Here is a 24,962-nt window from a genome sequence, read left to right as displayed (position 1 = left end):
TCTTTTGGTGAAAACTCAAAGAGTATTCTTGTATAAAAAGAATTAGTAAATACAGTAAAGACAGCATTCGAGTTATAGAACCTCCTTTGTTAATATTTGTCAGCAGTGTTGAGAGTCTTATTTTTGTTCTCCAACAAGTGCCATTTAGTGCTTAAAGAGATAGAAGACACAGGGGACAAAATATGACTAAGACAGCCCTAATTACAGGAATTACTGGTCAAGATGGCTACTATCTCAGCCATTTACTCCTCAACCGGGGTTATCGAGTTGTAGGATTAGTACCCCCGCACCGACAACCGAATTTGACAAAATTGGGAACACTGGCAAATCAGGTAGAAATTTTTACCGTAGACTTGAGGGATAGTATGGCGCTGTTGACCGCTGTTGAACAACTGCGTCCCCAAGAAATTTATAATTTGGCAGCTCCGAGTTTTGTACCAGATTCCTGGAATGACCCGTTGGGAACCCTAGATCTGATAACTGGTACAGCCACCAGGCTCTTAGAAGCAGTACGACAGGTTGGTTTGTCTACCAGATTTTATCAAGCCAGCAGTTCAGAAATGTTTGGCGATGTCTTGTTTTCACCTCAAGATGAGGAAACTCCTTTTCGTCCGAAAAATCCCTATGCTGCGGCCAAGATGCACGCCCACTGGACAATGGTGCATCACAGACAGCGCTATGGACTATTTGCCTGTAGTGGAATTTTATATAATCATGAGTCTCCTTTACGCGCACCTCAGTTTGTCACACGCAAAGTTTCTTTAGCAGTTGCATCCATTAAATTGGGTTTGACTGACACCCTAGAAATGGGTAACCTAGATGCCAAACGCGATTGGGGTTTTGCAGGCGATTACGTAGAAGCAATGTGGCGAATGTTGCAAATAGATGAACCAGAAGAATACGTGATTGGTACAGGTAAGCTACACAGCGTCAGAGACTTAGTGGCCACAGCCTTTGAATCTGTAGGATTGGATTGGAAGAAGCATGTAGTTATTAATACTAATTTATTGCGGCAAGATGAGCATTTTCAATTAGTTGCCAATCCCGGTAAAGCTAAAAGAAACCTTGGTTGGGAACCTGAAGTCAGCTTTGAGGAACTTTTAGAAACAATGGTAAAAACAGATTTAGAACGATTAGAAAGCGGTGCTATCGCTCCCTTGCCACGAGTATAAATAATCAAACATGCTCATTACTACAGTGACAGAAAACCTAAAATTAGGTAGTAAAGTTAACAAAAAAACTAACCACGTCTTCGTGTTTTTAGAAATTTTTGCTCAGGAAGGTGGTATTCAATCATACATAAAAGATATTTTTCGAGCTTATCTGAAATTAAATCAAGGCTACAAGGCGGAAGTCTTTTTACTGCGAGATAATCAGAATTGCTTGAATTATTTTGAAGACGAAAATTTAAAATTTCATTACTTTAAAAATCACTCTCCCCAATTGGGGAGAGTCAAAATGGCAGCAGCCTTACTCAAGTGTCTATTGCAAAACCGTCCGCAACAAGTTTTCTGCGGTCACATTAACTTAGCAGTATTAATCCAAACCCTTTGCCAACCTCTGGGGATTCCCTACACCGTGCTAACTTACGGTAAAGAAGTCTGGGAACCGCTGAAAAATCAAGAACGTCGCGCCCTAGCATCAGCAGCGGGAATTTGGACAATTAGCCGCTACAGCCGCGATCGCGCTTGTGTTGCCAATGATCTAGACCCCAAAATTATCCAGATGATGCCTTGTGCAATTGATGGGGATAAATTCACCCCTGGTGACAAACAACCAGAATTAGTTGAAAAGTATAACTTAACTGGTGCTAAGGTGTTAATGACAGTGGCGCGGCTGTGGTCAGGGGATATTTACAAAGGTGTGGATGTGACGATTCGCGCGTTACCACAAATCGCCGAAGTTTTCCCAGAAGTAAAATATTTGGTAATTGGTCGTGGTGATGACCAACCGCGATTAGCTCAACTTGCTGCATATTTAGGAGTGAGCGATCGCGTTGTGTTTGCTGGTTTCGTTGCCACAGAAGAATTAATGGAACATTATCGCCTTGCTGATGCCTATATTATGCCTTCCCAAGAAGGCTTCGGCATCGTTTATTTAGAGGCAATGGCTTGTCAAGTACCTGTGTTATCAGGTGACGACGATGGATCGGCTGACCCCTTGCAGGATGGTAAGCTGGGATGGCGAGTACCACACCGCAATCCTGACGCTGTAGCAGCAGCTTGTATAGAAATGCTCCAAGGCAATGACCAGCGCTGTGATGGGCAGTGGTTACGAGAACAAGCGATCGCTCTGTTTGGCTTGGATGCCTTTGGGTTGAACTTGCAACAGCTGCTTCAATCCTCAGTTTTGAGTCATAATGACAAATGACTAATGGCCAAAATCGCTATCCTAGAGGGAGAGCAGGACGATATTTAAAAAATGAGCTTTAAGTCATTCCAATTGAATCTTTTAAATCTCCGCCCCTGGCTCACTCTGCTAGCAGTTTTTTGGTTGCTAGCATCACTGGGTCTGGGTTGGTTAGTTAATTCGTTGCTAATTATTTTTGGGTTGCTGTTCTTGGCACCCATTGTGGCTTTCTTTGGTTTTCGTTGGTGGCTGCAACGCAACTTGGTTGCTGACCAGTGTCCAGTATGTGGATATGAATTTACAGGTTTAAATAACAGCCAAGTGCAGTGTCCTAACTGTGGTGAGTCGTTGCTAGTACAAAATAGTCATTTTCAGCGCCTCACGCCAGCAGGCACTATTGATGTTAAAGCAGTTGAAGTCCCAACCCAATCATTGGAAGATTAGTCATTAGTCATTGGGCATTGGGCATTGGGCATTGGGCATTGGGCATTGGTTATTAATTCTTCTTCCTCACTCCCTCATCCCCCTCATCCCCCTCATCTCCCCATACCCCATGCCCCATCATAAATGACTATTTCTTTTGTTGCGAGATTGAGAGGATGTAGTTATACTCTTGCCCAGAGAGTTCGCCTACATGCAGTGAGTAGATTCCTGCCTGCCAGTAACCAGAAAGCTCTGGCTTGCCTCCAGAGTAACTATCTGCTTGTACACAAAACTTTCCTCCAGGGCCGTCAATCAGCAGTGTTGGTTTCCCTTGGCTTTCTACTGTTAATCGTAAATAAGGCAGTGACTCTGTAACCTGAATAATTTGATTGGGTGCAGTGGTGATATTGCCACAATTGCTTTTGACAGTTCCCCCAGACTTTCCGTTCAAAATTAGCGGATCTGGTTGCAAATTCAGATTAATTTCGATCTGTGGTGTCTGTGCTAAATTAGCTTCAGCGATCGTCAAACTCATCGCCAAAGCTGTAGGAACAATTGTCAGTAGCCTAAGCGTCTTCATTTTATTCATGCTCCAGATTTTTCTAGAGCAATATAGTTATATATACTCTGATCTGATGGACGACAGCAATTTCTACTTTGTTCCAAAAGCTGCCGTATCCTTTAATACTCTTGAATTGAGGATTGTTTATAGAAATTTAGAAAAGTCTGAGCTATAAATGCATCGTTCATAAATTGATTTAATCAGTCATTATTAATAATGTGGTAAATTTAACACTTCATCACTAGGAAAATTTGTACTTATCACGTTTTCTACATTTTCCTTAAGTAATAATACTATGTAAGGAAAGTAGGCTAGAAAATAACAAGAAAAAAACATAATTTTTCCCTACCGAAAAAGGTCTTGCACACACAGACATTAGCTAAAATCACTAACACAACCACCAAAATAGAATTGGATTGGTCTGTTGTTGAACAAGTGTCCTAGCTGAGGTAGAAAAAATTGATGAATCCTCAAAGAGAAGAAGACTTACAGCGTCGCCTCGATAAGCTAGAGGCAGAGATTAATTCGTTACCTGAGGTGGTTCCCCAATCACCAGAACAAAAACAGACATCTGAGTTTAGTTTTGCTAACTTAAACTTGCAACTGGAGCGATTTCGGATCTGGTTTGGCAGTTTATCAGGGACAAAAAAACTGGTGGTTTCGGGTGCAGCAGTGCTACTGGGCTTGGCGATCGCGCAAGCAGTGTTTAAACTGGTTGCATCTGTAATCAGTCTGGCACTTTTAGCAGTGTTAGTGTATGTTGGATACAAATTTTTTGTGTCTAATAGCTTTCAACGTAAGCAATAGTCTATTTTAATTTGGCCAATAAAGGCGTAGAAATAATGTCAAAGGGAATTATGCAATGACGACACCAACTGTGAGGAGAAGTAATCAATCTGGTCAGTCACAAGAACCGGAAAGAGCCAATTCGCTACTGCTAACTGGCAGGCGTTTTGCTGCTTGGGCGGCTGAAATCACACTAGTGGTTACCAGTGGGTTGATTCCCTTTGGCATTGGTGTCTATGTCAATTCGAGAAGCGATCTCAACCGAGTGCCGCTGAACCCGGTGCTGGTAACAATGGAAAGAGCGATCGCCAGGCCATTGGCTCTGCCTGTGAGCTATGGTATCCGTAACGTAGCATGGCCGACTAATTTTTTGTGGACAATCGCGGTATTAGCACCTGTAACTCTTTCCTGGTGGCAATTGTATTTACTGGCTAAGACTGGTAGGACAATTCCCAAACGTTGGTTAGGAGTGCGGGTTGTCAACGAGCAAGGAGCGCCCCCTGGTTTGGGAGCAGTTGTAATTAGAGAAGGAGTTGGTCGTTGGACTGTACCCGTTTCCATCGCTTATTTGCTGTGGCGCTACAGCTTTGCTTTTCCTAATTTAGGATTATTTACATTTTTGGCTGTGTTAATGGTGCTGGGTGAAGGAATAGCTTTACCGTCCCGCCGGGGGCGTCGCGCCCTCCACGATCAACTCGCCAGCACTTACAGTGTGGATGCTACTCGCCCGTTGCCATCTTCACTTTTTCCTAACAAACAAGTTCAGTCTTCTGGGGATAGCGATCAAGCAGAGGAATGGCAGGAAGCCGCAGCCCCAAGCAAAGCACCTCATATATGGCGGCGGATACAGCAAAATCCCAATCTGACTTTGTTTGGGGTAGGGCTGACGAGCATGACTGCTGTGCTGGCAACTTTAATAGGTACTCAAGTCTATATCCAAATTCAACAATCCCAGCGAGCAACCAAGCAAATTAACAGCCAACAGTTCCTGGAACTTGTCAAACAATTGAGTCCCGACTCTGTAGCTACCAATGAGCAACGCCAAAGTGCAATTTTGGCGTTGGGTGGTCTCAAAGACCCACAATCTATTCAATTTCTCGCGGATCTCTTGGTGAAGGAAAACAACCCCGGACTGTTGGATACGATTCAACAAGCTTTAACAAGTGCCGGTCCCAAAGCCATCCCCGAATTAAAAAATAAGAATCAATTTCTGGTGAGTGAACTAGAGTCTTTGAGCAGCAGTGCAACCCCAGAACGAGAACTGCGCCAAGGGCGGCTACAAAGAAACCAGCGGACAATCAATAAAATTCTGTCTGTTTACAGTGGAAAAATTGAGGGTGTTGACCTGAGTCGCATCCAATTAGGTCAAAGCGGTACTCCAAGCAGTTCCTTATTCAACTTGGTACTAGAGAATATTGATTTGTCAGGAGTTAAATTAAAATCTGCAAATCTGAACCAAGCCAGTTTTAAGGGTAGCCGCTTCCGGGGCGTGGGTGAGGATGGACGCTGGGATACCTTCGACGATGTGATGGCTGATTTAAGCCAAGCTCAGTTGCAGCAAGCCAATCTCACTGATGCCAACCTCAGTCGAGTTTTGATGAATCGTACTGATTTGAGCCGCGCCACCCTCAACAGAGCCAACTTATCCAATGCCCGTTTATATGAGGCTAAGCTCAACAGCACTCAGCTAGTGGGAGCGGATTTGCGAAACGCAGTTTTGGAACAAGCCAGCTTAACTGGAGCAGATTTAGGTGACGCCAAGTTGAACGAAGCCAATTTGTACGCTGCACGTTTAGGTCGCGTCAGTGCCATAGGAACACAATTATCCTTTGCCAACTTAACTAATACCGATTGGGAAGGGGCAGATTTATCAGGAGCATATTTAGATCGAGCTAATCTCAGCAATGCCAACCTGAGTGCCACTCGTCTGACTGGTGCAGTTTTGCGTTCTGCCCAGATGGAAAACGTTAACTTGCAAAATGCCGACCTCAGTCTTGCAGATTTACGGGGAGCAAATGTAGCAGGAGCAAATTTTCAAGGAACAATTCTCGCCCCTAGCAAACAAGATCCAGCCGATCAATTTGTCCAAACCCCAGATTTAGGCTCAGTATCCGCCGTAGTCCAAGGCGTTGATTTTTCTCAAGCCAAAAATTTAGATCCCAAGCAACTAGCGTATATTTGTACACAAGGAGGCATTCATCCCCGTTGCCCGTAGAATGGAATGGGGACTGGGGACTGGGGAATGGGGAATGGGGAATGGGGAATGGGGAATGGGGAATGGGGAATGGGGAATGGGGAATGGGGAATGGGGAATGGGGAATGGGGAATGGGGACTGGGGACTGGGGACTGGGGAAGAGTTTTCCTAAGCCAATGCCCAATACTCAATGCACCATACCCAATGACAATTGACAAAATGGTGTGAGGAATTGGGTTATGAAGTACATTCCGTATTTGGTATCAGTTTTGGGGGCTGGCTTGGTTTGGAGTTTGGCTCAGCCAGCGCAAGCTCAAGTAGCCTATGGCAGTTATATTGGTATCGGACCGAGTGTCGGTATTACTGATGGTATCCAAATTGGGGGGGTGATAGCTGGGCGCTACAAGCTTTTGGAAGCACCTATTTCTCTGCGTGCCCAAGTGTTAATTGGTAATGGTACCGCAATTGTACCAACGGTTTCTTATGATGTTCCTCTGAACTGGCAAACTGATGCCTATTTGGGTGCTGGGTTGGTGTTTGCTGGTGATGATTCTCCTGTGGGCGACAAAATTAGTTTTGCTTTACAGCCAGGAATTGATTATATGATTCCAAATAGCAATACTGTGCTTTTTGGTAACGCTATCATCGCTTTTGATGCCTATCGTGATAGCGGTGGTACAGCTATCTCTGTGCAAGGTGGTATTGGTTTGAGATTTTGATGGTCTGGTGTTGGCGTAGCCCGTCGTAGACATGGCTATCTCTAAAGAAGCGTTAAACTTCATTGCGAATTAAAAAGTTAGTCCAAACAACGTGATAACTTTTGATGATGAAGAGAGACAGCACAGGATTAACACAGGAGAACACAGTGGCAATGGAATCAAATTTCTTAACGGATGCGATCGCAGATGAAATGAATCAAGATTTCAGTGAATATGTCGCTAACCTACAACTGCACATGACTCTGCAAGCTCGCAATCTTGTTCCACCCCTGAAACAAACACTCTTCGATAGTCGCCAGCAACTACTGCATCAAACCCAAGCCCACTTTGAAAAGCTAGTTTCTCGACAAGGCTTATAAATATACACATACTTTAATCAAAATTCAAATAAAATAAAGGCAGATGTTGTTGGGTCAATGCCAATGGTGTTCTCACGATATCTGCTTTTTCTGCTTTTTTAAGTATTAAGTTACTAAAATCACCCTTTTGGCGCAATAGTCAAGAGCAGAAAGTAGTTAAGATGATTGCAGCACTTCCGACAAAGAGCAGTTAGTTAAGGCTAAATGGCGGCTGGAATAAAAATGACTTCATTACTTCCCCGAAATCTCAGCGTTGTCATCCGACCAGTCCAATACCGGGATCTGGACGGAATTGAGCGCATAACTCAAGAGTCATTCGCAGCCCTTACTCCCAAGGGAGCAAATTTTGCCATCAGCCAGATGCAAAGGCTGCGTCGCTGGTATGGATTACTCAAATTTTTGAGTTGGTTTCCTAACCCGCTACAGTATGGCCTCTGCGCTTATGTAGCAGAGCAAGGGCGGATGCTTCTAGGGATGATTCAAGTGTCACCTTTTAACCGCACACGCAGTACTTGGCGCATCGATCAAGTGTTACTAGAACGTGGTGCGGATAAACAAGGAATTGGCTCCCAGCTTTTGCGTCATTGCTTTGAATCGATTTTGGAAGCTCGCACTTGGCTACTGGAAGTTAACATCAACGACATAGAAGCGCTGGCACTGTATCGACAAAATGGATTTCAGCGTCTGGCAGAAATGACATACTGGGAAATCGAGCCGGAATTGCTTGTTGAATTGGCACAAGCAGAGCCAGATTTACCCAACCTCTTGCCAGTGAGCAATGCTGATGCCCAGCTGTTATATCAATTAGATACGGCATCAATGCCGCCTTTGGTACGTCAAGTTTTTGACCGCAATACCCGTGACTTTAAAACGAGTTTGTTCGGCGCTTTAACTGATGCCGTCAAGCAATGGGTAACCAAAACAGAAGTAGTGAGTGGTTACGTATTTGAACCCCAACGCAAAGCCGCCATCGGCTATTTTCAGGTGCAACTTGACCGGAAGGGCGAAGTACCCCACGTTGCAACGCTGACGGTTCATCCTGCTTACACTTGGCTGTATCCAGAATTACTATCTCAACTGGCTCGTATTGCCCAAGATTTTCCTCAACAAGGCTTACAATTAGCTTCTTCCGATTATCAGGCAGAGCGAGAAGAGTATTTGGAGCGAATCGGGGCAAAACGTATAGAACATACGCTAATTATGTCTCGCTCTGTTTGGCACAAGCTACGGGAGTCAAAATTCGTCTCCTTAGAAGGAATTCAGTGGACTGATATGCTACAAGGTCTACAACCGGCTCGAAAACCCATACCAGGCGGAATGTCGTGGGTACAACCAGGAAAGTCACCATCGTCAGATAGACCACAGCCAAGCAAATCAGAACCGATTAATTTTTCGGTAAAAAACACTAGCATGGAAGCATTGCCGATTCCGGAATCAGCAGATGCACAGCAGGAGAATTAGTGTGATACCGCAAGAGCAAGCAAAACCCTTTATTTCAGCTTTGGGATTAGATTTGGGTAGCAAGCGGATTGGTGTTGCTGGGTGCGATGGCACGGGTTTGATTGCCACAGGTATCACCACAATTGAGCGTACATCTTTTGAGCAGGATGTCCAGCAAATCCGGCAAATAATTAATGAACGTCGGGTGCAAATCCTGATTATGGGTTTACCTTATTCAATGGATGGCTCACTAGGATTTCAGGCACGTCAAGTGCAAAAATTTGCCAAAAGACTTGCAAAGACGCTGAATTTGCCTGTGGAATACGTAGATGAGCGATTAACTTCATTTCAAGCAGAACAACTGCTCATAGCTGAGAATCGCTCCCCATCACGCCATAAAGCTTTGATTGACCGCAAGGCAGCCTCTTTGATTTTGCAACAATGGCTCGATACTAGGCGTATTAATTCCCACAGTTCAGTGGCAGCTATTGACTATTGATACCTTTTAACATGATATTCTGAAAACGATTACCCAGCATTTGGATCTACGTGTAAAGCTATTTGATAGTTAAACGATTTACAAACTTGCTGGTATTTATTAAAGTTCTACATTTGGCCATGTCTTTCTCTACATTTCCTGAAGAAAATGATAACGCTCATGCGGGTTCCATCACTTTAACCGATGACAAAGGGCGATCGCTCGAATGTTACATCGAGCATTCCCTTGAGGTAGATGGACAAGAATATGTTTTACTTCTTCCTGTAGACTCACCTGTAGAAATTTTTTCCTGGCAAGGTGAAGATGAGGAAGAAGAAGCAGTTCTTGTAGAAGATGACGCCATTATTGAGCAAATTTTTAGCACTGCCCAAGCTGTACTATCTGAGCAAAACTTAACACTGAAGAATACAGCTTATGCTCTGACAGTTGCAGGTGATTTACCGCCAGTTGAAGAATCAGAACTCTTTACTTTAGAAATCGAAGACGAAGAAGCAGATTTAGAGCCGGAGCAATTACAGCTATTGGCCAGCTTCTATGATGAACATCAGGAGTATGCAATCTATACACCCCTCGATCCGCTGTTATTTTTTGCACGAATAACGAAAACAGGTGAACCGGAATTACTTTCTCCAGAAGAGTTTCGTCAAGTACAACCGCTTTTAGAGGAACATCTTTTTAATGAAGTAGAGTAAGATGAAAAATTTTTGAATTTTTTAATTGGGACTACCTAATTTTTTTTTCATGCTCAATTACATTGATACGAAATTGAAAAAAGTAGTATTGTTGAAGGTTCTGCAAAAAAGACTTGGGCAAGGATCTTCAATCTAAAATCCAAAATCCAAAATCTAAAATCCAAAATTGCTATGAGGTGCTGAAAATGGCTTATAGCGACTTTACACTAAGTAAATTTAAAAAGTCATTCAGCATCCGCATTGATGAAGACAGTGATTTGTGTGCGAATGTAGAACCTTTACAGGCAAGTGAAAAACTGACAAATACTTTAGAAGAAACTACAGAACTAGCTTTAGCAATTAATACTGAAAAAGCTCGTTCAGAAATGATTATTACACCAATATTATTGGAGGTAAGACGTAGGGCTAATTATCCAATTAGCTTATTCTCTGGAACAGACTTTAATGTAGATGCAGAAAAAGGTCTGAATGGCTATTGTGATTTTATTATCAGTCGTTCTAAAGATCAACTAACAATTAATGTGCCTGTGGTGATTATTTTTGAAGCCAAAAATGAAAATATTAAAGGTGGATTAGGTCAATGTGCGGCGGCAATTTTGGCAGCACAATTGTTTAATCAACAGGAAGGAAATGAAATTAAAAAAATTTATGGTGCGGTGACAACGGGGCATATTTGGAAGTTTTTGAAGTTAGAAGAAAGTGAGATATTTATTGATTTGAATAATTATTACATCAAAGAAATAGATAAAATTTTAGGGATTTTATCTCAAAGTGTTCGTGGAGATATTCCAGGATGGAGTTCGACTAACTAAACTGTATTGAGTTATGCTCTTTTGTCTAGAGCTATTTACATTCGCCTGTTGACTATGACCTGGAACAATCTTTTACAGCCTGACTTAATTTTAGAAGGTTCAGTATTAAATCTGACACCAGATATTATCCAACAATACGGTCTCAAGGGGCTGGTGTTGGATGTAGATGAAACTTTGGTACCCTTTAGGGTGGGGATGGCTTCCCCAGAACTGCAAAGCTGGGTAGAGGAAATTCGTGCTTGTACTGCGTTGTGGTTGGTGAGCAATAACTTGAGTGAAGCGCGAATTGGTGGAATTGCGCGATCGCTCAATTTACCTTACTACTTGGGTGCAGCTAAGCCTTCCCGACGTAAAATTAGAGCAGCACTGCAAGCAATGAATCTACCAGTGCATCAAGTAGGGATGGTAGGCGATCGCTTGTTTACCGATGTTTTAGCAGGTAATCGTTTGGGAATGTTTACCATTTTGGTTGAACCAATTATCCATCCAGACGCTGCCCTGCGGTCTCATCCCATCCGGAATTTTGAAGTTTGGGTATCTGAAATACTAGGAGCCTCTATCACCCCCAAGAAAAGCAAAATTCACAAAACTTGAGAAATCATCAGGAAAGTAAATCTAAAGAAATGATTAAGGAATCTTACTGGAATCCAAAAATCGGGGATCATAAGTATTAATAACATGGAGTCAGCTAAAAAAGACTCTAGCGGATACTAAATAAATATAAACTCGTAAAGCGTCAGCCTTCACTTATAGAACGGCTGGCGCTTTACAAATTTGGGATTAGGCATGGGGCATTGAGAATCTAGGTTACGACGTATTAGAAAAACTATTCCCCAGTCAGTTGCCAGTCCTTGTTAAGAGCATATTACATCAAGCCTAGCAAGCATTTCATGATGCTACATAAAAGTGATACTATAATTACTGGATTTCACTTAAATTTTTATTAATAAATGTCACAACCAAATCCTTTTATTGTCGGAAAACCAGTACGTCCAGAGCATTTCGTAGGGAGAGCATCAGAAATTGCCGCTGCCTTCGATCAAATTTATAACCGCAGCCACCTAGCGATTTGGGGAGGTCCAGGGATGGGGAAAACCTCCTTTTTGCAGAAACTAGAATCACCCCAAGCTTGGGAAGACCACGGAATGGACTCATCTGAAGCTGTAATTGTTCGTTTTAGTTGCGAGAATATTACTCCTTTCAGTCCCTCGGATTTTTGGGGAGAAATAATAAGCGTTGTGAAAGACAAATTTGCAGGTCAATCTGCATTTGAGGCTGAAATTGATACAATTCTGCAAGCAGGAAAGCCGACTAAAGATAGCCTGCGACAGATATTAAAAAAGCTGAAAGTACAAAATAAATATCTCGTGTTGCTAATAGATGACTTTCATGTAGCACTCGATCCGAAGGACGAATACGATGAAGATGCAATGCAAAGATTTTTGAGTGAGTGCCGTAATTTGGCTGTTCACTCTGCGGAAGGACAACATATGTCGATGATTGTTACTTCTCTGAAGCGTCTCAATGAACTAGGGCCAAAGCTCAATCCGAATGCTTCACCGTGGTACAACCATTATTTATTTTTACGACTTAAAACGTTTAATAACACTGAAATTGACGACATATTTAAGATATTAAGAGTACCAGAATTACGGGAAGCAATTAAAGACATTACAGGCGGACATCCGTCTTTGCTACAAATATCTGGGTTTCTACTCCATAGAGATTTACTCACTGCAAATGCACCAGATGCAGATAAATTTGTTAGCGATTTTGAAAGTAATACACAACAAATTTTTGAAAATATTTGGGAAAGGTGTAGTGAAGTAGAACAAACTTTATTGATGCTCATGGCTCTTTCGGCTTTAAAAGGCCGCCTGCACAAACAAAAACAATTTGATGTGAGTGGCATTGAATTAATTTTTAGCCAAAGAGAAGCAGAGCTAATCAAACTCGAAGAACAAGGTGTAGTGACTCACAATGAAGAGAAAAAAATTTACTCTTTCACTTCATCGATAATGGAGCATTGGGTAATTCAAAAACTTTGGCAAACAGATGATAAGTGGTTGCAAGCACAAGAAAAAGTTTTTCTCAATTTGATGAGTAGGCAACAAATGGAGAAATTCACTACAGCGGTTAAATGGCTATGGAAGAATCAAGATAAAATTCCAAAAATTATAGAGTGGTTTAGTAGTCCCATAGCTACTTTAACCAAAAAATTGATATTACCAGGTAATTAGGATGGGCAGGTAATATGAACAATGCTCAGAGAAATCCTTATATTATAGGTCGTCCAATACATGAACGTAGTAAATTTTTTGGCCGTGAAAGTTTATTCCACTTTATTGAAGATAATCTAAGTCAAGGTGTACCAGTTATCTTATTGCATGGTCAAAGACGTATTGGTAAATCTTCTGTACTTAAACAGATTCCCAATTTTGTTAAGCTTGATGAATTTGTTTTTATCGAATTTGACTTGCAAGATAAAGGTAATTTAAGTCTGAGTCATATTCTTTATGATTTAGCTGCGAAAATCGCTGAAACTATTAATAAAGATGGAGATGAGTTAATATTACCGACAAAAACAGAGTTTGAGCAAGAACTAACTTTATTTTCTGATGATTTTATGCCAAAAGTTTATCAGAAAATAGGGAATAAAAACCTAGTCTTACTACTTGATGAATTCGATGTAGTGAATAATGATATAAATATTGGAGAGCATGGTGACTTTTTTCCATATTTAGCAAGACTTATAAATGATGAAAAACGAAATCTATTTGTTATTCCAGTAATCGGCAGATACCTTCATGATTTGTCGAATTTGCAAAGGTTATTTAAAGGTGCGCCATACCAAGAAATTGGTTTGCTAGATAATATTAGTGCTAGACGGATGATTGCTAATCCTGCTGAACGAATTTTGATATATCAACCAGAAGCAATACAAGAAATTATACAACTCTCAGCGGGGCATCCATGTTTTACTCAAGTTATTTGCTCTACTCTTTTTCAACAAGCAAGAAAAAGGAATATATGGAGCATTGAGTCTGCTGATGTAAAAAAAGTTTTAGACAAAGCAATTGAAGAAGCTGATTCATTCTTGCAAGGTTTTTGGCAGGGACTCAGCGTCGAAGAAAGAATAATTATATCAACTGTAGCTGAGGCTGAAAAAATAGCTATTGAGCAAGAACTAAGAGTTCCACAAGAGCCATTAGATTTGCTAAAGACAAATGGTATAAATCAGACAGAACAGCTTACTCAGGCATGGGAAAGACTAATAGATAACCGTTATTTATCTGGTAATGGACGCACTGTCACCGTGGAATTAATCCGTTGGTGGTTGCTAAAATATCATTTACTACAAAATGAAATACAAATTTTAAAAACACAGGAATTACAAACACAGGAAAATCAAAAGATTGAAGATATCGTTAAGAACCTGATTGAAGTAGCAAATTTTTGGTCTGAGCAGGGAAAACACCAGTTAGCATTACAGCATTATGAGCAGGCTCTAGAAAGAGATCCTAGTAATTTTAATATTGCAGTATCTTTGGCTAAAGGATATTTACAAGCAAAAGATTTTGAAAAATCTTTAGAACTTCACAAACAACTTTTAAAAGCAGATTCTCAATCTTATAAGGAAGGATTTTTAGATGCGTTGTCAGAATATGGACATCATTTAATAATTCAAGGAGAATACGCACTAGCAAAGGAAAAATATAACAAAATTTTAGAAATTGAACCTAACACAAGATCGGCTATACAGAAAATTTTAGAAATTGAAAATTATGAGAAAAAGTCCATAGTTACTACACCAGACACAACTAATTCTGTCACTAAACCAGGAGAGATAAATCGCAGAGGTTCAACTTTAAAAACAATACTGGCAGTAATGACAGTTATAGTCATGGGAGGTGTAGGTTATGGTACTTATCGACTATCATCTGAGTGTCCTCCGGGTAAACAGAAAGAATTTGGGCTTTTATGTATAGAAGATCAAAGTAAAATTAGTAATGGCGATCGCCCTTTATTTCCTGGTATTAAAAATAGCTATCGTGACCAAGGAATTCAGGCTTTTAAACAAGAAAAATATGAAGAAGCGAGTAATCTATTTGGAGAAGCTGTAAAAGCCGATCGCAACGATCCGGAAGTGTTGATTTATTATAACAATGCTCGTGCTAAACAAAAAGGAAATCCTTTTACATTGGCAGTAGCTGTTCCAGCAAATAACGATAGTTTGGCTAAAGAAATATTACGCGGTGTAGCACAGGCACAGCACGAGTTTAATGAAAACAATGGCTTAAATGATCGGTTGCTTGAGATGAAAATTGCCAACGATGCAGGTCAACCGCAACAAGCTACAGAAGTAGCTGGGGATTTGGTAAAAGATTCATCTATTTTAGGAATTATTGGTCACTACAGTTCTGAATCTACTGAAGCCGCCTTAGAAGAGTATAACAAAACAGATATCCCTGTTATCTCTCCCACCAGCACTAGTACACAATTACTGGGTAAGAAAAATTTCTTTAGAAGTTTACCTTCTGATGCTGCTGGGGGAAAAAAATTAGCGGAATATGCCTTCAAGACTTTGAAGTTAAGAAGAGTAGTGATTTTTTCTAATCCGAAGAGTTCATACAGCGACAGCATGAGGGAAGAATTTACGAAAATATTTGAAAATCTGGGAGGTGAAGTCGTTCACAAGCCACAAATTAACTTAGCTGATGTCTCACTAAATATGGATTTAGAAGTGAACAAAAGTATTTATGGACTCAAAGCAGAAGCAGCTGTATTAATTCCAGATAGGAAACATATGGATATTGCTCTCAAAATTGCTAGGGTAAACCAGAATGTAGCTGAGAGATTCAAATCCCAAAATCAAAATAAATCGGCAATGAAGCTTTTAGGTGGAGATACGCTTTACAGCAATGAAACTTTACGTGATGGCACAAATGCAGTCGAAGGTCTGATTGTAGTAGTTCCTTGGTTGCGGGAAGTACCACAAGCAAAAAACTTTATAGAAAAAGCCAGAAAGCTATGGGAAACAGGAGAAGTTAGTTGGCGAACAGCAAGCAGCTATGATGCTACGCAAGCTTTTATTCAAGCTTTGTCTGCTAATTCTGCACGAACAACAGTTATCGATAAATTAAAAAATGATAACTTTGTTGTAAATAATACAAATACTTCTGGAGATTCACTTCAATTTAATACTCAGGGAGAACGACAAACAGAGCCAATTTTAGTTCAAATACAAGATGGGAAGTGGGTTATGCCACCGCAACAATAATTGACTAAAAAAGTGAGTTATAAGCTACAGCAATTTCATTTGTTTTGTGTAAAATAGAATACATATCCCTAGTAATATACTCTTAAGGCTATGGCAAACTTGGTATCTCGGAGAAACCCTTATATAATCGGTCGTCCAATCGATGGCCCAAAACTCCTTTTTGGACGGCAAGATTTGTTTCGTTTTCTTGAAGATAATCTCAGCCAAGGTATAAAAGTTACTTTATTGCATGGTCAAAGACGTATCGGTAAGTCGTCTATCATTCGTAATATTCCAAAATCTGTTAAATTAGAAGACTTTGTTTTTATTTCGTTCAATTTAGAAGATTATACTCGTGAGAATCTCTGTAGAATCTTAGCAGATCTGGCTCAAGAAATTATTGAACAACTGGAAATAGATGCCGAAAAAATTAAGCTGCCTAATATTCAAGAATTAGAGAAAGATCCAGATATTTTTTACAGTCAATTTTTGACGAAAGTTTTCGATGAATTACGTGATAAAAAATTAGTTTTTTTATTAGACGAGTTTGAAGCGTTAAGCGATCAATATTCGGCATCAATGTTAGAAAAGTTTTTTAATTACTTACATTCTCTAATTAAAGTAGAAGAGAAGCTATTTTTAATTATGTTTGCTGGTAGGCAATCAGCAAATATACCGAATTTACTCAATTATTTTGAAGATGCTTCTACCCGTGAAATTGGTTTTTTAAATAAAGATAGTGCTACACAGCTAATTACTCAGCCGGCTGAGGGAGTTTTAGACTATGAGCCAGAAGCGATTAAAGCTATTATTGAACTCTCAGCAGGACATCCTTATTTCATTCAAGTTATCTGCTTTGCTATTTTTGTGAGAGCTAAAGTATTAGATGAATGGCATATTAATGCTCAAAATATAGATAATATTGTTGAACAGGCAATTGAGAATGCAGAAGCTGGTTTAGCATGGTTTTGGGATGGATTGACTATTCCAGAAAAAGTTGTGTTTTCTGCTGTTGCGGAGTCTCAGAAGATAGCTATTGAGGAATCTCAAACAGTTGCGGAAAACCCATTGAAACTACTTAATAAATATGGAAACTTTAAGACAGAAGCTTTAGAACAAGCAGTTAAAGAGCTTGTTGACTATAATTTTTTGGATGAGACGGGTGAGAAAATCAAAATTGAATTAGTGCGTCGGTGGTTACTGCAACGTCATCCATTGCGACAAGAAATTAAAGAATTAGAAAAACTCAACGAAGAAAATTATGATAGTTACGAAGACAAAAAACAGTTACCTTTACAGGAAAAAAAACAGAATAATTTAACTAATTATCACACTAGTTTAGCTCTGAGTCCTAAAAGTTCTAATTCTGCCCTAGCTGTAGTTGAAAGACCTTTATCTTTCGATAGAGAGAATTCTTCTAAAACCTTAGAAACTGTGAAATTTACTATACAAAATAAGAAGCAAGAAATTGAAATTCCACAAGAAGAAAAGTATCAAACTACCTCGAAGCTAGAAGTCTATTCTCCAGTGAAATCGAGGTTATCTAAAAGTATTCATTGCCTTGTAATAGCAGGAGCAATGACAATTTCTGCTGCCTTTGTGGGCACAGGTATTGGTCATTTCTCAACACGATGCTTTGCAAGTGAAAATAAAGTATTTGGTGTTTTTTGCGGGAACAATCTAACAAATAATTTAAGTAGCGGCGATCGCACCTTTTTTCCTATTATAAATAACACCTATCGTGACCAAGGTATTGAAAGTTTTAAAAAGGGCAATTATCAAGATGCTGTGAAATTATTTAAACAAGCAGTAACGGCTAATCCTACAGATCCAGAAGTATTAATTTACTATAACAATGCCCTTGCTCGTAACATGGGAGATTATTTTACCTTGGCAGTAGTTGTCCCCGCAGATAACAATACTAGCTTTGCTCCAGAAATATTACGTGGTGTGGCACAAGCACAACAAGAGTTTAATGAGAAAGATGGCTTAAATGGTAAATTACTGTCTATTATCATTGCTAATGATGGTAATGGTAAGGAACCCGAAAAAGCAAAACAAGTTGCTGCTGAGTTAGTAAAAAATCAATCTGTATTAGGAGTAATTGGACATAATTTTAGCGAGGCAACGAAAGCAGCTTTAACAGAATATGAGAACGTCGGAATCTCACTAATATCCCCTGCCAGTACTACTACTTCATTGCACAAAAGTAAGGTTTTCTTTCGGACTGTACCTTCAGATGCAGCAATGGGTCAAAAATTAGCAACATATGCTATTACTCAGTTGAATTTAACAAGAGTAGTAATCTTTAAATCTAAAAGTTCATTTAGTGAAAGTACGACGGAGGAATTTCAAAATCAATTTGAGGATCTAGGAGGTAAAGTTATTCGTCAAGTTGATTTAACAGAAAGGACGCTAGATCCACAAAAACAAGTTAACCTAAGTTTAAATCAGCGAGCAGAGGCAGCAATTTTAATTCCAGATAGACAATATACTGGTGTTGCCTTAGACATTGCTAAAGCAAATAATCATGCAATTAATATTTCTAAAAATCAAAAAAAACCGGGACTACAATTATTAGCTGCTAATACTCTTTATAGCGATGAAACTTTAAGTAAAGGTGGAAAGGCAGTAGAAGGTTTAGTTACAGTTGTTCCTTGGTTTAGGGACGCAGCACAAGCAAAAAAATATGCTCAAAAAGCTAAAAAATTATGGAAAGATGATGTAACTTGGCGTACTGCTAGTAGCTATGATGCTACACAAGCTTTTATTCAAGATTTATCTGCTGATTCTAATCGCACAACGATTCTTGCAAGTTTAGAAAATGCGAAGTTTTCGGTGAACGAAACTTCAGGGTATCCACTCAAATTTAGTGATGAAGGAGAGCGGAAAACTGAGCCAATTTTATTACAGATAAAAGATGGGAAGTATGTTGCAGTACCATGAGGAAGAATACAGAATACAGAATTGAGAATCAATTAGTCGGATCGTTGCAGTACCATAGTGAGTTATGATGAAAATTTTAGATTTTCAATTTTGAATTTTGGATTGAAGAAAAAATCTAAAATCTAAAATCTAAAATTCAATGACTTGTAACTCCTAACCTTTTTGATGTCACTAACGATTGTTGTCAAAATCGGCACTTCTAGCCTCACCCAACCAGAAACGGGACAATTAGCACTTTCCACCATCGCCACCTTGGCGGAGACACTTTGCCATTTAAGACGCCAGGGACATCGGGTGATTTTGGTTTCCTCTGGGGCTGTGGGGGTGGGTTGTGCGCGGTTGGGCTTAACCGAACGTCCAAAAGCGATCGCCCTCAAACAAGCTGTAGCAGCAGTTGGACAAGGTAGGTTAATCCGTGTATATGATGATTTATTTAATACTTTACAACAACCGATCGCTCAAGTATTATTGACTCGCAGCGACTTGGTACAGCGTAGCCGTTATCTCAACGCCTACAACACTTTTCAAGAACTGCTGGGATTGGGAGTAATTCCCATAGTCAACGAAAATGATACCGTAGCAGTAGAGGAACTAAAATTTGGCGACAATGATACCCTTTCGGCATTGGTTGCTAGTTTAGTAGAAGCCGATTGGTTATTTTTGCTCACCGATGTCGATCGCCTTTACTCAGCCGATCCGCGTTCCGTACCAGATGCGCGACCGATCGCTTTAGTTAGTAGCATTAAAGAATTAGCTCAATTACAAATACAAACAGGTTCCCAAGGTTCTCAATGGGGTACCGGCGGTATGGTGACAAAAATTTCGGCTGCGAGAATTGCGATCGCGGCTGGAGTGCGGACTGTAATTACCCAAGGAAGATTTCCCCACAACATAGAAAAAATATTGCAAGGTGAACTGATTGGGACGCATTTTGAACCGCAACCGGAACCAACTTCTGCGCGTAAACGTTGGATAGCTTACGGCCTTGTACCTGCGGGAAAATTGTATTTAGATGAAGGTGCGATCGCGGCAATTTCTTTGGCCGGAAAATCGTTATTAGCAGCTGGAATTAAAGCAGTAGAAGGAGAATTTGACACACAAGATGCAGTGCAATTGTGTGACACTAATGGTCAAGAAATTGCCAGAGGACTTGTGAATTATAACAGCGATGAACTGCAAAAAATTCGCGGACATCATTCACGGGAAATTTCTACAATTTTGGGCTACGCCGGTGCGGAAACTGTGATTCACCGAGATAATTTGGTTTTGACTTAGGATAGAAATAAGATAAATTTCGTGACTACTAACTGGGAGAGTGAAAAATATTATGACTCAAACGTTAGAAAATGCTGTGAACTTACCAGAAGAACAACGTTTCTTCCGAGGTGGATTAAGTTGGGAAAAATTTAAAGCCATTCAAGCCAGCTTTGAAAATGTTCCAGGTGTGCGGCTGTTTTATTGTCAGGGAGTCTTAGAAATCGTGACCATTGGTAAGCCTCACGAGGCGATTAAGTGTTTAATTGGTTTACTGCTGGGGCAGTATTTCTTGGAACAGGGCATTGAATTTTTCCCCAGCGGGAGTTTTAGCCAGATTATTCCGGAAATAGTAGAATATCAAGCAGATTTATCTTATTGCTTTGGCACGGATAAACCCATACCAGACTTGTGCATTGAAGTGGTGATTACTAGCGGTAGTCCCATCAAATTACAGAAGTACAAATTAATGCAAGTTCCAGAAGTTTGGTTTTGGGAAGATGGGACATTTGAAGTTTACTGTTTACGAGAACAAGAATATGATAAAGTTGTTCAAAGTGAGTTGTTTCCAGAATTAGATTTATCCCGGCTCAATCGTTGTCTTTTGTTGTCGTCTCCCTTGGAAGCGCTTAGAGAATTTCGTCAGGGTATTCAAGAGTAATAGTGAACACAAATATTACCCTCACCAACAAAATTGTTGATTATTATTCACATCTGCTTTCTAATAGTGTGACAACAAAGAAGGCAGTTGACACATAGAGTGAAAGACATGCGCTCCACATGCTTCAAGTAGAGTAGCCTCACTTTGATTGGTGTAACCTAAAACTCTCATCCCAGCAGCAACACCTGCACGCACACCCAAAATGCTATCTTCTACAACAGTGCAAGATGGAGCTTGAAACCCCATATTTTTAGCTGCATGTAAGAACAAGTCTGGTGCTGGTTTCCAGCTTCCGATTTCATAGGAACTAAAGATTCGCCCTTCAAATCGAGGTAGCAGATTAGTGACACGCAAAGCTAACTTAATTTTTTCCGGCGGACCACTGGAAGCAACGCAAATTGGTAAGTTTATTTTGTCTAGAGCCGCTTCTATCCCGTTGACAGGAAGCAGTTCCCGCTCGAATGCTTCAGCAGTGCGGGCACGAAACTGAGTCACGAAATCTTGCGGCATCTTTTTCCCAAGCCTTTGTTCAATAACAGCAACACAATCAGCCATTTTGCAACCCTTGAATAACAAAATGGCTTCTTCAAGTTCGAGTACTAGCCCGAACTCTGCAACAAATTCGACAAGAATACGATTGCCCAATGTCTCGCTGTCTACCAACACCCCATCACAGTCAAAAATAACCAGTTCTGTTTGCACTTATAGGCTCCGTACACGCTTCACTAATAGCATGGCAACTATAATTTAATTTACAAATTCGAGATGCTTGTTATGGAAGCGATCGCCACAGCCCCCCACAAGGGCGCATCATCACCCAATGCCGCTGGTACAACTTCAAAATCAACTTCCGGTAAAGCCGTCTCCCGCGCCACCTGTCGCAATACCCGCCAAAAATCCTCCCCCGCTTTCGTTACACCACCCCCCAACACAAAGCGCTGCGGATTCATTAAATTCGCCACATTTCCAATACCCACACCCAGCGCCCAAGCAGCCTTGTGCAAAACTTCCCTAGCGACATCATCCCCAGCCGCCGCCGCCTCACTTACCAACTGTCCCGTCAGTAACTCTAAATTATTGCCTACCAACCCTCTCAAAACCTTCCCGCCTTTGTGGGTTTCCAAAACTTCCCTAGCATTTTGCGCCATATAAGGCCCTGAAGCTAAACGTTCCACACATCCTCGCTTCCCACACAAACATACTGGCCCAGCAGGATCTACAACCACGTGTCCAATTTCACCAGCCATCCCGCCTACACCCCGCCAAGGCTGGCCGTTGAGTATCCAACCACCACCCACACCGGTGCTGACAGTCATATAAAACAAGCTATCGTAACCCTGTCCTGCACCAAAGCGATGTTCTCCTAAAGCAGCAATGTTAGCATCGTTATCCACACCAACACTCACACGAAACTCCTCCTCCAACAAGTCTTTGAGAGGAATATTTTCCCATCCAGCGACATGATGAGATAGTCGCACCGTCCCCGTGGAAGCATCTACAGGGCCGCCAAAGCTAACACCGATCGCACTAGGTTTTGTGTCTTGTAGTAAAGAGTAAATTAGCGATCGCATTATTTCCAAGTCAGTGCTAGCATCTGCATTCGCTGGGGAGAGTCGGCGTTCATAACGCAACCACTTTCTCGAACCGATGTTTACTAATGCAGCCGCTAGTTTAGTTCCGCCAAAATCAAGAGCTAAAATTAATGTCATTCACTCACTCCTTTTTGAGTCAACCACTCGATCGATAAACTGTTGCAATCGTTCATAATGTGAACCTTTCCAATAAATGCGATCGCAACTTTGACAGCGCTGAAATTCCTCAACCTGCGATCGGACATTCTCTGGTATTTGTTCAATAATCGATTGCTTATCTACAGATTCTAATAATCCATTGCAGCGCAAACACCTTTGAAATGGCGAAACTAATTTAAATAAATCGAAGCGTTGGAGTACTTCCAGGATTTGTTTTTCCGGGTTAGTATTTCTCACATAATACCCATGCGTTACCAAACTACGCATTAATAAACCCTTATCACGAGTTAAGAGAATCCGTGCTTGGTTGTAAGATATCTTTGCTAATTCCTCATCCTCGTAGTCATTGCGGTATAAAGTATCAAACCCTAAAAGTCGTAGAGATGTTGCTAGTTTACCTAAATGAATATCTAAAACAAAGCGAATAATACTGAGGGGTTTGGGTAGCAAAGAAAAACTTGGTATAATATCATTTCTACTAGAAATTGGATAGACATTGATAATATCTCCATCCGCAACAATGTAAGAAAAATCTACATATTCATAATTAACTTTTATACAATCAATTTCTGGATGAGGAACACCCAAAGACTCAATCATGTCCTTAATGGAGGCTCTCTCATCAAAAGAATGAGAAATTCTCACTTGCTTTTGATGCCGTGGTAAAAAATGATTCAATTCTGCGTGAAAGTAGAAGTATGCGATCGCCATAGCCAGACAATTTTGGATTTTAGATTTTGGATTTTGGATTGCCCCCACGGATAAATCCGCTTGCTGTCTACCATCAAGGAATCATACCAAATCCGGTTTTCAAACCCCCAAAAAAGTTAAACCGTAAGGGCACAACAATGTTGTGCCCCTACCCGTGTACTTCATTTACCTGAAATACGTTGTCAATGCGATGTCTACGACGGGCTACGCCTACGCAATTTTGGTGATGGGGTTGATGTGGGCAATGTCTACGACTAGCTACGCCTACGCACTCTGAGCAACTGTGTCAAATCAGCAATGTCTGGCGACAATCAGCGTAGCTCTCTGGGCAAGTTAAATAAATAGTTTAGTAGTATGAAGATGAACAGTAAACCTAACAATATTGACCTGCCCAAATCAACCTGTCCCGTTCTTCTAACCGCTCTGATTGATTAAATTGCAGAATTGCAACAGTTACTCGCCCTTCTGCTGTCAATCGTGCAATCTCTGCTCCATTGAGCTGAAAATGGTCGCTCCATTTTTGAGTCCTTGGATTGAAAAAGGGTGTCAGTTTACCCGTTTCAGGATCGAGTGACCCCAAATCAGTACCCTTTGCACGATTACAATATGGACAGGCGAGAGCTAGATTTTCTGCTTCAGTAGTGCCACGATGTTTTTCGGCAATAATATGCTCCATCTCAAAGCTAAATAGTGCTGCACTCTGAGGAAATAAACAATACTCACACCTTTGGTTCGCTCTTTCAATTACGAGTTTCCGTAATTGGGCTGATACATAAGTCATGGGTTTTGGCGTAATGCAAGGAAGGCATGAGCTTTTGCCATACGGACAAGATGTTCTATGGTCAGATAGCGCTCTAGTTCCGCTTCACCTTTGGCAGAAAGTGTTCCTGCTTTACTCTGTGCTAGCAAGTCACTCACACGAGTCTGGAATTCTGGTGAGGGTCGGATTGCCAGAATTTGTTGTGGTGTAGGCTGACTCGCCAGCAACGCAATAATCTGTTTCTCATCGAGAAAATTCCCAGACTGTTCGCTCAATAACTCTTGTAGACCGCGTTCTACTATCTCTGGTAAGCGGTCTTGGAACTGCTGTAATTGCTGTCCTAGCTCCTCAGATACCTCAACAGTGATTTGTATCATCTAGCCCTGTTGTTTTTTAAATTTATCTATTAGCTATAAGTCTAGCTACAAATCAATCTATTAGTTTGATTTTTATAAGTACCTGGTATAACTAGTTACTGTTATCCTGGTATTACCCTCGAAGATATTCAAGCTTGTTTAGCCTTTTTAGATTGACTGCGCCCACTTTTGGGATGCAGCTTGGCGTGAATGCTTAATCTTTAACCAACACAGACAGTATTCATCAAGGAATCATTGGTCATTAGTTACGCTTTGCACAGCTATACACCCTGAGCGCAGTTGGCACTATTGAGAAAAATTATCTATTATTTTAAAAGTATGAATCCTTGCTCTAGTAACACCTCTCTACTATGAAATGCCCATTTACCTTAATTTAACCAACCTCTTGGAGACAAAAAACTGTAAA

General features: G+C 40.7%; 24 protein-coding genes. 18 read left to right on the top strand and 6 right to left on the bottom strand.

Translation table 11 applies throughout. The features are described from left to right. Positions 1-182: 182 nt before the first annotated feature. From IQ276_RS06615 to IQ276_RS06605, 3 genes are read left to right on the top strand one after another with little or no spacing between them, the layout of a single operon-like run. A complete protein-coding gene (locus tag IQ276_RS06615) occupies positions 183-1,172 on the top strand; it encodes a GDP-mannose 4,6-dehydratase (RefSeq protein ID WP_193915595.1) in 990 nt (329 codons plus the stop codon). A 10-nt stretch (positions 1,173-1,182) separates the two neighbouring features. Next, positions 1,183-2,370: a glycosyltransferase gene (locus IQ276_RS06610; RefSeq protein WP_193915597.1), complete on the top strand. Its 1,188-nt coding sequence runs from the start codon at positions 1,183-1,185 to the stop codon at positions 2,368-2,370. A 51-nt stretch (positions 2,371-2,421) separates the two neighbouring features. Continuing rightward, positions 2,422-2,793: a hypothetical protein gene (locus IQ276_RS06605; RefSeq protein WP_193915599.1), complete on the top strand. Its 372-nt coding sequence runs from the start codon at positions 2,422-2,424 to the stop codon at positions 2,791-2,793. A 127-nt stretch (positions 2,794-2,920) separates the two neighbouring features. On the opposite strand, the gene IQ276_RS06600 is transcribed toward IQ276_RS06605, so the two are convergent. Continuing rightward, positions 2,921-3,352, bottom strand: coding sequence for a hypothetical protein (locus IQ276_RS06600; protein ID WP_235115489.1), 432 nt, complete (start codon positions 3,350-3,352; stop codon positions 2,921-2,923). A 444-nt stretch (positions 3,353-3,796) separates the two neighbouring features. Between IQ276_RS06600 and IQ276_RS06595 the strand changes: the two genes are divergently transcribed. The 14 genes from IQ276_RS06595 (at position 3,797) to IQ276_RS06530 (ending at position 20,957) form a co-directional block, all read left to right on the top strand. After that, positions 3,797-4,141, top strand: coding sequence for a hypothetical protein (locus IQ276_RS06595; RefSeq protein ID WP_193924529.1), 345 nt, complete (start codon positions 3,797-3,799; stop codon positions 4,139-4,141). Between the two features lie 55 nt (positions 4,142-4,196). Beyond that, positions 4,197-6,335, top strand: coding sequence for a pentapeptide repeat-containing protein (locus IQ276_RS06590; protein ID WP_235115488.1), 2,139 nt, complete (start codon positions 4,197-4,199; stop codon positions 6,333-6,335). Positions 6,336-6,554: 219 nt separating this feature from the next. Then, positions 6,555-7,034 (top strand): hypothetical protein, encoded by a 480-nt coding sequence (locus tag IQ276_RS06585; RefSeq protein ID WP_193918795.1) that lies wholly within the window; start codon positions 6,555-6,557, stop codon positions 7,032-7,034. A gap of 152 nt (positions 7,035-7,186) precedes the next feature. After that, positions 7,187-7,393 (top strand): hypothetical protein, encoded by a 207-nt coding sequence (locus IQ276_RS06580; RefSeq protein ID WP_096534681.1) that lies wholly within the window; start codon positions 7,187-7,189, stop codon positions 7,391-7,393. Positions 7,394-7,597: 204 nt separating this feature from the next. After that, positions 7,598-8,854 (top strand): GNAT family N-acetyltransferase, encoded by a 1,257-nt coding sequence (locus IQ276_RS06575; protein ID WP_190877211.1) that lies wholly within the window; start codon positions 7,598-7,600, stop codon positions 8,852-8,854. A gap of 1 nt (position 8,855) precedes the next feature. Beyond that, a complete protein-coding gene (gene ruvX, locus IQ276_RS06570; RefSeq protein ID WP_235115487.1) occupies positions 8,856-9,332 on the top strand; it encodes a Holliday junction resolvase RuvX in 477 nt (158 codons plus the stop codon). A 119-nt stretch (positions 9,333-9,451) separates the two neighbouring features. Continuing rightward, positions 9,452-10,024, top strand: a complete 573-nt coding sequence (locus tag IQ276_RS06565; protein WP_193918799.1) for a DUF3727 domain-containing protein — start codon at positions 9,452-9,454, stop codon at positions 10,022-10,024. A 185-nt stretch (positions 10,025-10,209) separates the two neighbouring features. Beyond that, entirely contained in the window at positions 10,210-10,836 is a 627-nt protein-coding gene (locus IQ276_RS06560; RefSeq protein WP_193918801.1) for a hypothetical protein, read from the top strand. A 54-nt stretch (positions 10,837-10,890) separates the two neighbouring features. Then, entirely contained in the window at positions 10,891-11,430 is a 540-nt protein-coding gene (locus IQ276_RS06555) for a YqeG family HAD IIIA-type phosphatase (RefSeq protein WP_193918809.1), read from the top strand. Positions 11,431-11,786: 356 nt separating this feature from the next. Further along, positions 11,787-13,076 carry an ATP-binding protein gene (locus tag IQ276_RS06550; RefSeq protein ID WP_193918803.1) on the top strand — a complete coding sequence of 430 codons (1,290 nt, stop codon included), beginning with the start codon at positions 11,787-11,789 and terminating at the stop codon, positions 13,074-13,076. 14 nt (positions 13,077-13,090) lie between these two features. Continuing rightward, complete coding sequence (locus IQ276_RS06545) at positions 13,091-16,117, top strand: ABC transporter substrate-binding protein (RefSeq protein ID WP_193918805.1); 3,027 nt, start codon at positions 13,091-13,093, stop codon at positions 16,115-16,117. 174 nt (positions 16,118-16,291) lie between these two features. Beyond that, on the top strand, positions 16,292-19,042 hold the full coding sequence (locus IQ276_RS06540; RefSeq protein ID WP_235115486.1) for an ABC transporter substrate-binding protein: 2,751 nt from the start codon (positions 16,292-16,294) through the stop codon (positions 19,040-19,042). Between the two features lie 165 nt (positions 19,043-19,207). Continuing rightward, positions 19,208-20,317 (top strand): glutamate 5-kinase, encoded by a 1,110-nt coding sequence (gene proB, locus IQ276_RS06535; protein ID WP_190877227.1) that lies wholly within the window; start codon positions 19,208-19,210, stop codon positions 20,315-20,317. A gap of 52 nt (positions 20,318-20,369) precedes the next feature. After that, positions 20,370-20,957 (top strand): Uma2 family endonuclease, encoded by a 588-nt coding sequence (locus IQ276_RS06530; RefSeq protein ID WP_193916053.1) that lies wholly within the window; start codon positions 20,370-20,372, stop codon positions 20,955-20,957. A 60-nt stretch (positions 20,958-21,017) separates the two neighbouring features. Here the strand turns inward: IQ276_RS06530 and IQ276_RS06525 are convergent, their stop codons facing one another. The 3 genes from IQ276_RS06525 to IQ276_RS06515 are packed head-to-tail and all read right to left on the bottom strand — an operon-like array spanning position 21,018 to position 23,419. Then, positions 21,018-21,659 (bottom strand): HAD family hydrolase, encoded by a 642-nt coding sequence (locus IQ276_RS06525; protein ID WP_193916056.1) that lies wholly within the window; start codon positions 21,657-21,659, stop codon positions 21,018-21,020. A gap of 50 nt (positions 21,660-21,709) precedes the next feature. Then, positions 21,710-22,666 carry an ROK family protein gene (locus IQ276_RS06520; RefSeq protein ID WP_193916059.1) on the bottom strand — a complete coding sequence of 319 codons (957 nt, stop codon included), beginning with the start codon at positions 22,664-22,666 and terminating at the stop codon, positions 21,710-21,712. Continuing rightward, positions 22,667-23,419 carry a Mut7-C RNAse domain-containing protein gene (locus IQ276_RS06515; RefSeq protein ID WP_193916077.1) on the bottom strand — a complete coding sequence of 251 codons (753 nt, stop codon included), beginning with the start codon at positions 23,417-23,419 and terminating at the stop codon, positions 22,667-22,669. Positions 23,420-23,561: 142 nt separating this feature from the next. Here IQ276_RS06515 and IQ276_RS40100 point away from each other — a divergent pair, with 142 nt between their 5' ends. Continuing rightward, entirely contained in the window at positions 23,562-23,696 is a 135-nt protein-coding gene (locus tag IQ276_RS40100) for a hypothetical protein (RefSeq protein ID WP_255264309.1), read from the top strand. A 96-nt stretch (positions 23,697-23,792) separates the two neighbouring features. Here the strand turns inward: IQ276_RS40100 and IQ276_RS06510 are convergent, their stop codons facing one another. Next, on the bottom strand, positions 23,793-24,200 hold the full coding sequence (locus tag IQ276_RS06510) for an HNH endonuclease (RefSeq protein WP_235115485.1): 408 nt from the start codon (positions 24,198-24,200) through the stop codon (positions 23,793-23,795). Next, positions 24,197-24,556, bottom strand: a complete 360-nt coding sequence (locus tag IQ276_RS06505) for a hypothetical protein (RefSeq protein WP_193916065.1) — start codon at positions 24,554-24,556, stop codon at positions 24,197-24,199. The genes IQ276_RS06510 and IQ276_RS06505 overlap by 4 nt, the downstream gene beginning before the upstream one ends. Between the last annotated feature and the right edge of the window lie 406 nt (positions 24,557-24,962).

Origin of the sequence: Desmonostoc muscorum LEGE 12446, assembly GCF_015207005.2 — a bacterium.
Lineage (GTDB): Bacteria > Cyanobacteriota > Cyanobacteriia > Cyanobacteriales > Nostocaceae > Nostoc > Nostoc muscorum.
The sequence above is the reverse complement of the archived record's forward strand: the minus strand, read 5'-3'. Positions and strand labels throughout refer to the sequence as shown.